We start from the raw sequence: 12,618 nt of genomic DNA on the forward strand, positions 1-12,618 counted from the left end.
TGAGGTCAAACAAAAAGACAGCTGCGGCTGTCTTTTTTTATGCTTGCCAGCAAAACAAGGTGATCGCCGGATTTGCCTTAGAATCATCATTTCTCCACTGCACCATTTCCATGCCCCTCTTTCCTGTCTTGCGCCGCGCCAGCGTGGCCGCCATTCTTTTCCTGGGCGCCGGCGCGGCCCAGGCCAGCGTCGCGTTCCATGTCACGGTGACTACCGAGCGCGTCAACAAGCCCGGCGTGAAAACCAGCCTGCCTGCGCGCGATACGCAGGAAAGCGATGTCGTGCTGGGGCCCCATTACCTGAGCGTGCGTGATGGCACGCGCTTGTCCGTGCTCGATTTTGCCGCGCGCCGCCGCCACCTGATCGATATGGCGGCATCCACCTACGACACGTATTCGCTGTTCGACGTGGCGGGATTTCGCGTCTTCGAACTGCGCCACCGGCAAGGGATCGTCGGCATATTGAAGGCGGGCGGCCTTGAGCAGCACGCAACGTTGCCCGTGTATGAGGAACAGGCTTTGTCGGTGCTGGACAACAAGCGGCGCAACGCGCTGGCGCCGCAAGTGCTCGACGGCGCCGTGCTGTGGTCGCTCGACGAGCAGCCCCTGCTGCGCCTAGGGATAGCCGGCAGCCCCGTCAGCGGCGACGATGCCACGGCGTTTGCCCAGTACCTGCGCTACACCTGGGGCGGCCATCCGCTGGTGCTGAAGATGCTGGCCGACGGCAAGCGCATTCCCGCCGAATTTACCATGCACTACCAGGAGGTGGGTGGCAGCGTGACGCGCCACTTCCGCGTCAGCGCCATGACGGCGGGTGCGCCCGCCACGTATACCCTCGCCGCCTACCGGCCACGCCCGCTGGCGGCCGATGCGCCCCCGCTCGAGCGCGTGCTGGCGCAGGCGGCGCTGTTGCCGCCGCCGGGACCGCAGGCGCATCCGGCGCTGCGCGCCGAGGCCGAGCGCCTGTTTGCGGCAGAAAAACCCTTCGAGGCTTTCTTGACCTTGCTGGAAGACCATTTTTCCACGGGCGCGCTGGTGGACAAACTGACGCCCCAGCAACAGCTGGCCATGCAGGAGTGCCAGCCCATCCACGACTTGACGCGTGCACTGCTGGCCAAGGACCAGGAAGGCATCAAGGCAGCATTGACGACGGTGCAGGAATCAAGGACGCAAACGGGGCTGGAGCAGCCCGTGCTGGCCTTGTTCGAGGGAAATTTGCGCGCCAAGCTGGGGCAATGGCCGGAAGCGACCGCGCTGTATCTGCAAGTGCTGCAGGCCAAGCCGCAGATGGCGGCCGTGTACCAGGACCTGGGCGATGCCTTGCTGGCGCAATTCGATGCGCCGAATGCCTGGCGCAGCTGGGATGCGGGACGGGCCATGGCGCCCGCGCTGCGGCAATTTCGCAAGGTCAACGAGCTGGAGCGCAGCCTGCTGAACGACTACCCCGCCTTTTTTGCCGGCGGGGCGCCGCTTCCGCTGCCGGTTCCGCTGAAAAGTCAGCCCAGCACCAGCCGCCCGGCCAGCAAGACGAAGACGGTGGGCAGCACGAACTTGCCGTAAGGCGAAGGTTTGCCGCGCAGGCGGCGCGCCAGGCGCGCGGCCAGGATGGCGTACAGGGCGTCGAACAGCAGGCCGACCAGCACCAGGACGGCGCCCAGGCGCAGGTATTGCATGCCGACCTGCTCGCTGCCGGCGACGAACTGCGGCAGGAACATGCTGCAAAACAGCAGTGCCTTCGGATTGAGCAGATTCGTCAGGAAGCCGCGCACCAGGCTGGCGCGGGCGCCATGCGCCGTGGCGGGCGCGGCCGCTTCCTGCGCCGTTTGGCTCGACAGGGCCGACTGCAGCAGGCGCAGCGCCAGGTACAGCAGGTAGGCGGCGCCCGCCCATTTGACCCATTGCAAGGCTTGCGGATGCGTCACCATCAATGCCGCCAGGCCCGCTCCCGACAGCGCCACGTGGACGGCGCGCGCGCCGGCGATGCCGAGGGCCGTCACCAGCGCCGTGGCCACGCCGCGCGCGGCGCCCGTCGCCAGCACCAGCGCCATGTCGGGGCCCGGTAATAAAAAGGCGCCAGCCAGTGCCAGCAGGTACATCAGGAAGGTAGAATCGGACATGGGCCAGTCGAAAAGAAAAGCGGGAGCATGCGCACGGTGCAGCCTGCTCGCCGGATCCCATTATGTTCTTGCTGTGATGAAATGTGCTTGCTTTTCCTGCCCTGCATGCCCTAGTATTCGGGTAGATTCCACTCCTATAAAAACAAAAAATAGATGAAAATTTCAGAAGTTAGCCTCGACGCCACCGATTTGCAGATACTCAGGCTGTTGCAGGATGAAGGACGGCTGTCGAATGCGCGCCTGGCCGAGCGCTTGAAGCTCAGCGAAACCCCCGTCTGGCGCCGTCTGCGCCGCCTGGAAGAGGAAGGTTTTATTACCGGCTACCAGGCTTTGCTCAATCGCAAGAAGCTGGGCATCGGCCTGGTCGCGTTCGTCCGGGTCGTGTTTGCCAACCATGGCGGCGAGCAGCCGTCGCAGTTCGAGCAAGCCATCGCGACGATTCCCGAAATCTTGTCGTGCCACAATGTGGCGGGCGAAGCCGATTATTTCCTGCAAGTGGTGGCGCGCGACCTGGAAGCGTATGGCGAATTCGTCTCGACCGTGCTGCGCCGCCTGCCTGGCGTGGCGGAAATCCAGTCCAGCCTGTCGATGCGCGAAATCAAGTCGTCGAACCGCCTGCCCTTGCTGCTGGCCTGAGGCGCCGGGGGCGCACTATAATTGGAACAGTTGCCAGGACTCGTGCCTGGCGCCCTGACCGCCACTCCGAGGACCGCCATGCCCGATTCCCTGACTCCCCTGTTTCCCGTCCTGTCGCCGAACCGGCACGGCATGCTGGCGGTCGATGACATCCACACCATTTATTGGGAAGAGTGCGGCAACCCCGACGGTATTCCCGTGCTGTTCCTGCATGGCGGGCCCGGCGCGGGCCTGTCGCCGCAGCACCGCCGCTTCTTCGATCCGCAGCGCTACCGCGTGATCCTGTTCGACCAGCGCGGCGCGGGCAAGTCCACGCCGCTGGGCGAATGGCGCAACAACACGACGCAGCTGCTGATCGCCGATATCGAACGCCTGCGTGCCCAGTTCGGCATCGGCCAATGGCTGGTGTTTGGCGGCTCCTGGGGCTCGACCCTGGCGCTGGCGTATGGCCAGGCGCATCCGGAAGCTTGCCTCGGTTTCGTGCTGCGTGGCATTTTCCTGTGCACGCAGGCGGAAATCGACTGGTTCATCGACGGCGTGCGCTGGTTCTATCCGGAACTGTACGAGGAATTCGCCGCGCCCATTCCGGCAGAGGAAAGGGGCGACTTGCTGGCCGCCTACGTGAAACGCATCCTCAGCAGCGATCCCGCCGTGTACTGGCCGGCCGCGCGCGCCTGGAGCCGCTTCGAAGGGCGCCGCGTGTACCTGATGCCGCAACCGGAAGATGCGCCGAACGATGCGCTGGACCTGGGCGTGGGCCGGCTCGAATCGCATTACATGGCCAACCTCGGTTTCTTCGAGGAAGACCAGCTGATCCGCAACATCGGGCGCATCGCGCATTTGCCGGCCGTCATCGTGCAAGGGCGCTACGACGCCATCTGCCCGCCGCTGTCGGCCTACCGTTTGCAGCAAGCCTGGCCCGGCGCACAGCTGGAAATGATCCCGGACGCGGGCCATGGCGCGCTCGAGCACGGCATCGCTTCGGCGCTGGTGCGCGCCACCGAGCGCTTCGTGCCGGGGCGCGGCTTCGCATGACGTTCAACCACGCCGGTTGGCAAAGCGGCCAGCCGGCGTGCGCCACCTGCTACACTATGGCCTGTGCTGGCGCCACGGTCGGGCGCCGGTGTGAACCCACGACTTTTTATCCATGAACATACAGATCGGCGACATCGGCCATATCATCCAGCTGGCGATTGCGCCGGTTTTCCTGTTGACCGGTATCGGTACCATGCTGGTGGTGCTGACCAACCGCCTGGGCCGCATCATCGACCGCACGCGCGTGCTGGAAGACCGGCTCGACATCGGCTACAACGATTTCTATATGGATGAGCTAGATACCCTGTATCGGCGTACCCATCTGATCAACTATTCGATTTCGCTGAGCACGGCGTGTGGTTTCTTCGTCTGCGTCATCATCGCCATGCTGTTTTTGGGCGATATTCTGAACCTGACCCTGGACAAATACATCGCGGCCTTCTTTGTGCTGGCCGTGATTTGCCTGATCGGCTGTTTTATTTACTTACTGCGCGAAATTTATCTGGCCGCGACGGCCCAGCGCATCCGGCGCCATATCCGCCCGCCACGTTAAGCGGCGCGCCGGTTTACCCTACTATTGAAGAACGAGTCCAGCATGCACGATTACAAACGTCCCCCCACCCTGCACCGCTACGGCCAGCGCAGCGAACTCGAGCTGGCGCTGAGCCTGGGCCAGTTCCGCCTGGCGCCAGCGGGCAATTGTCTGACCCTGAGCTTTTCGCAAGTGTGGGACAAACAATTGTTCGATCTGTTCGCCCCGGCCGACGCCTGTTTGATCATCCACAATACGGAAGAATTCGGCGAACGCCTGCACCGCGCCGTGCAGCGCACCCTGCCCAGCTGGGCAGGCATCGATGGCCTGGTCGAATACGGCCAGCGCGCCGCCCTGGGCGCCGCCTTCACCAAGACGCGCGCCGAGGCGCCCGAGCAGGAATGGCTGTTCGCCTGGCGCTCGATGCAGCCGCAAGCGAGCCTGAACCCTGTCACGGTAAAACTGGGCAGCCTGGAAAACTTCGCGGAAATCCGCGACCGCGATACCTATTTGGCCTGATTTTTTAACACCGGATGAAACCGTAGCGAGCGGATGGGAGTTGTAGCTGAGCAGCGGAGCTGTGCTTTAGCACAGTGAGCAGCGGAGGCTGCAAATCGCGACGCGCAGTAGGTTTTTTCCGGTGTCGTTATCCGGATTTATCGGCGTACTGGCTGTCGATGCGGGCCAGTACCGCCGCCATCATGCGCTCGATATCGCCGCGTATCATGGTCGTGCCCAGCATGCCGGGCACGTAGAAGCCCGGCATCAGCCGGCTGGAAAAGACGATGCGCGTGCCGCCCGTCTCGGGGATGGGATACAGATTCCAGCGCGATTCGTAGTGCCGCATGTCGCCCGAGATCAGGGCGATATCGATGGCCGTGAACGGCGTTTCCGTGGCCCGCACCACCAGGTGGATGGGGTGGTTCATGAACAGGAAGCGCGCCATGCCCTGCTGCTCGATGATGACTTCATTGCCGTTGCGCGACAGCACGCGGCAGGAGCTGAGGTCGGGCACGAATTCATGCATGCGCTCGTAGGTGGTCAGGGTCTTCCAGACGGAGGCCGGCGGCGCCTGCACGCTGCCGCTGGCATCGACTTCATACATGCGCTGCCCGTCGACCTCGATGCGCTTGACGTCGACCTTCAGCCTGTCCAGGCGTGTCGCCTGTGCCAGCGCGGTCGCGGGGACGGCGCACAGCATCAGCAGGCAAAGGAAGAGTCGCGTCATGTCACCTAGCCTACGGGAAACTTGCCCCCGGCACAAGCTGTACGCATCGCCGGCCCGTGCGCGGGGCGATTTAGAACTCCCGGTCTAGAGAAATACGCTGCGGCGAGCGGCAATGCTTGCTACCGTACGGCCTGCATACCACCTCTACCGGACCGATCACCATGACTGCCTATCCCCACCTGCTGGCCCCGCTCGACCTGGGTTTTACCTCTTTGCGCAACCGCGTCATCATGGGGTCCATGCACACGGGCCTGGAAGACCGCTTTTACCATTATGGCAAGCTGGCCGCGTTTTACCGCGAACGGGCGCGCGGTGGCGTGGGGCTGATCGTCACGGGCGGCATCTCGCCGAACCGCCAGGGATGGCTGCTGCCGTTCGGCGGCACCCTCAATTTCCTCGGCGACGTGCCGAACCACCGCAAGGTGACGCGCGCCGTGCACGAGGAGGGCGGCAAGATCGTCATGCAGATCCTGCATGCGGGCCGCTATGGCTACCAGCCGTTCGTCGTCTCGGCGTCGGCGAAGAAATCGCCGATCTCGCCATTCCGGCCCCGTCCCCTGAGCGAACGGGGCATCGAGCGCACCATCTGCGACTACGTGCGCTGCGCGCGCCTGGCGCAAAAGGCCGGCTATGACGGCATCGAGGTGATGGGCAGCGAGGGCTACCTGTTGAACCAGTTCCTGTGCGCGCGCACGAATCTGCGCCAGGACCGCTGGGGCGGCACGATCGAGAACCGCATGCGCCTGCCCGTGGACATCGTGCGCCGCATCCGCGCCGCCGTCGGCCCCAACTTCATCATCATGTACCGCCACTCGCTGCTCGACCTGGTCGAGGGCGGCAATACCTGGGACGACGTGGTGACGGTGGCCAAGGCCCTGGAACACGCCGGCGTGACCATTTTGAATACGGGCTTCGGCTGGCATGAGGCCAGAGTCCCCACCATCGTCACCTCCGTGCCGCGCGCGGCCTTCGCTTCCGTGGCGGGCCGGCTGCGCCGCGAAGTCAATATCCCCGTGGTGGCGTCGAACCGCATCAACATGCCGCACGAAGCGAACGCCATCCTGGAACGCGGTGACTGCGACCTGGTGTCGATGGCGCGCCCCTTCCTGGCCGACCCGTTTTTTGTCGCCAAGGCCGCCGCGGGCCGCGCCGACGAAATCAACACCTGCATCGGCTGCAACCAGGCGTGTCTCGACCATACGTTTGCCAACAAGCGCGCCAGTTGCCTAGTCAACCCGCGCGCCTGCCATGAAACGGAACTCGTCTACGCGAAAAAGGCCGTGCCGCGCCGGGTGGCCGTCGTCGGCGCCGGCCCGGCCGGCCTGTCCGCCGCCTGCGTGGCGGCCGAATGCGGGCACGAGGTGAGCCTGTTCGACGGCAGCGACAGTGTCGGCGGCCAGTTCAAGGTGGCCATGCAGATACCTGGCAAGGAAGAATTCACGGAAACCATCCGTTATTTTGCGCGCCGGCTGGCGCTGCTGGAAGTCAAGCTGCACCTGGGCCAGCGCGTGACGCGCGAGCAATTGCTGGCGGGCGGCTACGACGACGTTATCGTCGCCACCGGCATCAAGGTGCGCCTGCCGGCCATTCCCGGCATCGACCATCCGAAGGTGCTGTCGTATCTGGATGTGCTACAGAGCAAGAAGCCCGTGGGCGCGCGCGTGGCCATCATCGGCGCGGGCGGCATCGGCTTCGACGTGGGTGAATACCTGCTGCACGACCCGGCGCATCCGCTGCCCCAGCCTGTGGCCACCTGGGCGGGCGAGTGGGGCGTGGACCTGGATGCGGCCACTGGCGGCGGCCTGGTGCCGCCAGTGGCGCCGCATCCAGTGCGGCAAATCTTCCTGTTGCAGCGCAAGACCTCGAAAGTGGGGGCGGGACTGGGCAAGACGTCGGGCTGGGTGCACCGCGCGGCACTGGCGAGAAACGGCGTGGCCATGCTGGCCGGCGTGAGCTACGACAAGATCGACGAGCAAGGCTTGCACATCACGGTGGGCGGAGAGCAGCGCCTGCTGGCGGTGGACAACGTGGTTATCTGCGCGGGCCAGGACAGCTTGACGGAACTCATGCCGGAAATGGACAAGGATGGCAAGCCGCTGGCGGCGGGCGGCCCCCGTTTCCATAAGATCGGCGGCGCCGCGCTGGCGGCCGAACTCGACGCCAAGCGGGCGATACGGGAAGGCGCGGAGCTGGCCGCCAGTTTATAACCCGGAAAAAACTGGGGTCGGACCCTGAGGGTCCGACCCCGGCATTTGCATGGGCTAGAGGTTCGGTATCAAAGAACCTTAATGGCCATGCCCCTTCTTCGCCGCATCAAAACTCTGCAGCACGTGTTCGGCCATGCCATTCGCCAGCTCGTGTTCGCCAATAAACACCTTGCCCGCGTTTTCCGCGCGCAGCAATTCCGCCTCTTCCTCGCTGTGCGTGCGCACCACCGTCATGATGTTCGGGTTCAGCGCGCGCGCCGTCTCGATCATGGCGCGCACGTGGAAGGTATCGGGCGTGGCGATGACGAGCATGGTGGCGTGCGTGATGTGCGCCTGGATCAGCACGGCCGGTTCGCCCGCATTGCCGGCCACGGCCGGGATGCCCTGCTTGCGCAGCTGGTCGACGATTTCGCGGTTTTCCTCGGCCACGACGAAGTGGATGCCCCGTTCCATCAGGGCGGCGGCGATGCGCCGGCCCACGCGGCCATAGCCGACCAGGACGATCTGGCCCGACAGTTTTTCCTGCGGCACCGTCATCGGCAGCTCGGCCAGCGGGTCGGTGGTGCGTTCGAACTTGCGCGCGAAATCGCTGTTGCTCATCACGCGCAGCAGCGGCTTGGCCATGCTGAACACGAGCGGATTCAAGGCGATGGACAGGATGGCGCCAGCCAGGATCAGGCTTTGGCCTTCCTGCGGCATCAGGCCCAGCGACAGGCCCAGGGCGGCCAGGATGAACGAGAACTCGCCGATCTGCGCCAGGCTGGCCGAGACGATGATGGCCGTTTTCGGCGGATAGCGCAGCGCCATCACGAGCAGGAAGGCGGCGATCGACTTGCCGAAGATAATGATGGCGCACACGGCCAGCACTTGCAGGGGCTTCTCGATGAGGATGTTCGGCTCGAACAGCATGCCGACGGAAACGAAGAACAGCACGGCAAACGCGTCGCGCAGGGGCAGCGACTCTTCCGCGGCGCGGTGGCTGAGTTCGGATTCGCGCAGCACCATGCCGGCGAAGAAGGCGCCCAGCGCGAAGGACACGCCGAACAGCTTGGTCGAAGCGTAGGCGATGCCGACGGCCGCGGCGATCACGCACAGGGTGAACAGCTCGCGCGAACCGGTGCGCGCCACCTGCCACAAAATCCACGGGAACAGCTTGCGGCCCACCACCAGCATGAAGACGATGAAGCCGGCCACTTGCCCCAGGGTAATGGCCAGGGTTTGCCACAGGCTGACAGCCTCGGCATCCGGTGCGACCTTGCCGCCCAACACGCCGGCAAACGCCGGCAGCAGCACCAGCACCAGCACGGTGACGAGGTCTTCCACCACCAGCCAGCCGACGGCGATGCGCCCATTCAGCGAGTCGAGGATGCCCCGTTCTTCCAGCGCGCGCAGCAGCACCACGGTACTGGCCACGGACAGGGCCAAGCCGAAGATCAGTCCGCCACCGAGGGTCCAGCCCCACCAGTGGGCCAGGCCCATGCCCATCGCTGTGGCGACGCCGATCTGCAGGATGGCGCCAGGCAGCGCGATCTTGCGCACGTCCCACAAATCTTCGATGGAAAAGTGCAGGCCGACACCGAACATCATCAGCATCACCCCGATTTCCGCCAATTGCCCGGCTATTTCCGCATCCGCCACAAAACCGGGCGTGGCCGGTCCGATGATGATGCCGGCGGCCAGGTAGCCGACCAGGGCCGGCAGTTTCAGGCGCGCGGCGATGAAGCCGAAGATGAGGCCGAACCCGAGGGCGGCGGCGATGGTGGTGATCAGGCTGATGTCATGGGGCATGCGTGTGGGGTTCCTTATGGGACGTGCGGATGGAAAAAGATGTTGCTCAGCGACCAAGTATAAACGCATCAAAGCCCCTGCCGGAAGGTTCCTGCGGCTTTATTGCAAAAAACCTGTGCACTATCTTCGTCCAGGTGGCCACGAACGCATGTCATCCACCCGGATCTTCTCCTAATTCAAGGATTCCACCCTATGCCACCCCGTGTCTTTACACCTTGCGCACGATCACGCAGCCGATGGAATAACCGGCGCCGAACGAGCAGATGACGCCCGTGGCGCCCGCCGTCATGTCATCCTGATACTTATGGAAGGCGATGATGGAACCGGCCGACGAGGTGTTGGCGTAGGTATCGAGGATCACGGGCGCTTCGTTCGCTTCCGCGTCGCGGCCCAGGATCAGGCGCGCGATCAGCAGGTTCATGTTCAGGTTGGCCTGGTGCAGCCAGTAGCGGGAGACTTGCGCCACTTCCACGCCGGCCTTGGCCAGGGTCGCCTTGATCATCTCGGCGGCCATCGGGCACACTTCCTTGAAGACCTTGCGGCCTTGCTGGCGGAATAATTTATCGGCCTGGCCCACGCCGGACTCGTCAAAACGGTTGAGGAAGCCGAAATTGTTGCGGATGGCGTTAGAGAAGCGCGTTTTGAGTTCCGTGCCGATGATCTCGAACTGGTGCTTGGACACGGCCGTGTCTTTCGCTTCCACGATGATGGCCGTGCAGGCGTCGCCGAAAATGAAATGGCTGTCGCGGTCGCGCCAGTTCAGGTGGCCGCTGGTGATTTCGGGATTCAACACCAGCACGGCGCGCGCCTGGCCGCTTTGCACGGCGGCCACGGCTTGCTGGATGCCGAAGGTGGCGGACGAGCACGCCACGTTCATGTCAAAACCATAACCGTCTATGCCCAGCGCATCCTGCACTTCCACGGCCATCGCCGGGTAGGCGCGCTGCATATTGCTGCAAGCCACCAGTACCATGTCGATATCGGCTGGCGTGCGGCCCGCGCGCGCCAAGGCGTCGCGCGCGGCGGCAACCGCCATTTCCGCTTGCAGGGACAGTTCATCATCGCCCCGTTCCGCGATGCGCGAGACCATGCGCGCCGGATCGAGGATGCCTTCCTTTTCCATCACGAAGCGCGACTTGATGCCGGACGCCTTTTCGATGAAGGCCACGCTCGACAGGTCCAGCGCCGTCACTGTGCCCGCGGCGATCGCGTCGGCGTTGTCGGCATTGAACTTTTCAGCGTAGGCATTGAAGCAGGTGACCAGCTCTTCGTTGGAGATCGAAAATGGCGGCGTGTACAGTCCGGTACCGCTGATGACGACTTGTTTCATGGTTAAGCTTTCAAATTTGGCAATCGGCGCGATGCCGATAAGTGAAGCAAATTTTACACAAACGGGCTCGACTGTAGAGAGTTTCGTGTTACGGGGCAGGGCGATGTGTGGCGGAAGATTGATTTTTGTCGCGTGGACGGGTGACCGGGGGGGCATTGCGCCCCCCTGTGATGCTGGCGCTGCTGCTTATTTCTTCTGTTCTTTCTTGACGTCGGCCTGCACCACCACCGGTTCGGCCTTGGCCAGCTGCACCGGCAGACCCTTCAGGTGGTTCAGCGCCTGGTGCAATTGAAAATCGTCCTTGCTGCCAAATTCCAGCGGTTTGCGGGTCTTTTCCAGGGCGATGATGCGCAATTGCTCTTCCATCTCGTCGTTGACTGGCGCGGCCTTGGCGCTTTCTTGGTCGCGGTCGTTGCTCAGGTGCTTGGTCAGGTCCGCTTCGCGGATGCGCAAGCCGTTGAGGCCGTCGCCGTCCGCATTTTCATCGACCAGCAGGTCGGGCACGATGCCCTTGGCCTGGATCGAGCGGCCGTTCGGCGTGTAGTAGCGGGCCGTCGTCAGCTTGACGGCCGTGTCGGCTGTCAGCTGGCGGATGGTTTGCACGGAACCCTTGCCGAAGGTTTGCGTGCCGATGATGGTGGCGCGCTTGTAATCCTGCAGGGCGCCGGCGACGATTTCCGAGGCCGAGGCCGACCCCGTGTTGACGAGCACCACCAACGGCACTTTCTTGATGGCTGCCGGCAATTTCGCCAGGGCGTCGCCTTCCGAACGGAAGGTATAGTATTCGGCGCGGCCGTAGAACACCTGTTTCGAGTCCGGCAACTGGCCGTTGGTCGAGACGATGGCCGCGTCCTTCGGCAGGAAGGCGGCCGAGACGCCGATGGCGCCTTGCAGCACGCCGCCCGGATCGTTGCGCAGGTCCAGCACCATGCCCTTGATGTTCGGGTCTTGCTGGTATAACGCCGTGATCTGCGCGGCCATGTCGTCGACGGTCGGTTCCTGGAATTGCGACACGCGCAACCAGGCGTAGCCAGGCTCGACGATCTTCGCCTTCACGCTCTTTTGGTGGATTTCCTCGCGCGTGATGGTGAAGGCCAGCGGCTGCGGTTCATCCTTGCGGGCAATCGTCAGCGACACCTTGGTGCCCGGTTCGCCGCGCATGCGCTTGACGTTGTCGTCCAGGCTGACGCCTTTCACGGGCTGGCCATCGAGGCGGGTGATCAGATCGCCAGCCTTGATGCCGGCGCGGTAGGCGGGAGAATCCTCGATGGGCGAGACGATCTTGATGTAGCCGTCTTCGCTGAGGCCGATTTCAATGCCCAGGCCGACGAACTTGCCTTCGGAGCCTTCGCGCAGCTCGGCGTAGGCTTTCTTGTCCAGGTAGGCGGAATGGGGGTCGAGCGAGGCGACCATGCCGGAAATGGCGTCTTCCAGCAGTTTCTTGTCTTCCACCGGCTCGACATAATCGGACTTGATCAGGCCAAATACGTCGGCCAGCTGGCGCAGCTCTTCCAGCGGCAGGGGCGGCTCGACGGTCTTTTGCGCCATGGCGGAAAATTGCAGCGACACGGCGACGCCGGCCACCACGCCCAGGCCGATCAAGCCGGTATTTTTGAGTTTGCCCATCATTGCACCTTTGCAGCTAGCGTGTCTTGCACAAGCGCCAGTCCCCGTGGAGCGGCGCTTTCCTGAAAGTATAGACCTGAATCTCTGCCGGCGTGGGCCGGCCGTGGAAAAAGCGTGTCT

Annotated in this window: 11 protein-coding genes; 6 read left to right on the forward strand and 5 right to left on the reverse strand. The window is 63.8% G+C overall.

Annotation, left to right across the window (positions count from 1 at the left end):
• Positions 1-110: 110 nt before the first annotated feature.
• Positions 111-1,559, forward strand: a complete 1,449-nt coding sequence (locus CSQ91_RS23210) for a hypothetical protein (protein WP_099389755.1) — start codon at positions 111-113, stop codon at positions 1,557-1,559.
• On the opposite strand, the gene CSQ91_RS23215 is transcribed toward CSQ91_RS23210, so the two are convergent.
• Complete coding sequence (locus tag CSQ91_RS23215; RefSeq protein WP_244965352.1) at positions 1,496-2,116, reverse strand: LysE family translocator; 621 nt, start codon at positions 2,114-2,116, stop codon at positions 1,496-1,498. The two genes, CSQ91_RS23210 and CSQ91_RS23215, sit on opposite strands and share 64 nt — an antisense overlap.
• Before the next feature lie 153 nt (positions 2,117-2,269).
• Here CSQ91_RS23215 and CSQ91_RS23220 point away from each other — a divergent pair, with 153 nt between their 5' ends.
• From CSQ91_RS23220 to CSQ91_RS23235, 4 genes are all read left to right on the forward strand, one after another.
• The gene (locus CSQ91_RS23220; RefSeq protein ID WP_034752896.1) at positions 2,270-2,752 is read left to right on the forward strand and encodes an Lrp/AsnC family transcriptional regulator; all 483 of its coding nucleotides are present in this window, start codon (positions 2,270-2,272) and stop codon (positions 2,750-2,752) included.
• A gap of 78 nt (positions 2,753-2,830) precedes the next feature.
• The gene (pip, locus tag CSQ91_RS23225) at positions 2,831-3,787 is read left to right on the forward strand and encodes a prolyl aminopeptidase (RefSeq protein ID WP_034783717.1); all 957 of its coding nucleotides are present in this window, start codon (positions 2,831-2,833) and stop codon (positions 3,785-3,787) included.
• A 112-nt stretch (positions 3,788-3,899) separates the two neighbouring features.
• On the forward strand, positions 3,900-4,340 hold the full coding sequence (locus CSQ91_RS23230; protein ID WP_034783716.1) for a DUF2721 domain-containing protein: 441 nt from the start codon (positions 3,900-3,902) through the stop codon (positions 4,338-4,340).
• Between the two features lie 42 nt (positions 4,341-4,382).
• Entirely contained in the window at positions 4,383-4,838 is a 456-nt protein-coding gene (locus CSQ91_RS23235; protein WP_034752899.1) for a hypothetical protein, read from the forward strand.
• A gap of 127 nt (positions 4,839-4,965) precedes the next feature.
• Here the strand turns inward: CSQ91_RS23235 and CSQ91_RS23240 are convergent, their stop codons facing one another.
• Positions 4,966-5,547: an SRPBCC family protein gene (locus CSQ91_RS23240; protein WP_244517515.1), complete on the reverse strand. Its 582-nt coding sequence runs from the start codon at positions 5,545-5,547 to the stop codon at positions 4,966-4,968.
• Positions 5,548-5,708: 161 nt separating this feature from the next.
• Here CSQ91_RS23240 and CSQ91_RS23245 point away from each other — a divergent pair, with 161 nt between their 5' ends.
• Positions 5,709-7,754: an NADPH-dependent 2,4-dienoyl-CoA reductase gene (locus tag CSQ91_RS23245; protein ID WP_099389756.1), complete on the forward strand. Its 2,046-nt coding sequence runs from the start codon at positions 5,709-5,711 to the stop codon at positions 7,752-7,754.
• A 78-nt stretch (positions 7,755-7,832) separates the two neighbouring features.
• Here CSQ91_RS23245 and ybaL read toward each other — a convergent pair whose 3' ends face one another.
• From ybaL to CSQ91_RS23260, 3 genes are all read right to left on the reverse strand, one after another.
• Positions 7,833-9,542, reverse strand: coding sequence for a YbaL family putative K(+) efflux transporter (gene ybaL / locus CSQ91_RS23250; RefSeq protein WP_099389757.1), 1,710 nt, complete (start codon positions 9,540-9,542; stop codon positions 7,833-7,835).
• A 208-nt stretch (positions 9,543-9,750) separates the two neighbouring features.
• Positions 9,751-10,872 (reverse strand): beta-ketoacyl-ACP synthase III, encoded by a 1,122-nt coding sequence (locus CSQ91_RS23255; RefSeq protein WP_099389758.1) that lies wholly within the window; start codon positions 10,870-10,872, stop codon positions 9,751-9,753.
• A 186-nt stretch (positions 10,873-11,058) separates the two neighbouring features.
• Positions 11,059-12,501: a S41 family peptidase gene (locus tag CSQ91_RS23260; RefSeq protein ID WP_070279980.1), complete on the reverse strand. Its 1,443-nt coding sequence runs from the start codon at positions 12,499-12,501 to the stop codon at positions 11,059-11,061.
• Positions 12,502-12,618 lie beyond the last annotated feature (117 nt).

Origin of the sequence: Janthinobacterium sp. BJB301 (genome assembly GCF_002735685.1) — a bacterium.
GTDB lineage: Bacteria > Pseudomonadota > Gammaproteobacteria > Burkholderiales > Burkholderiaceae_D > Janthinobacterium > Janthinobacterium lividum.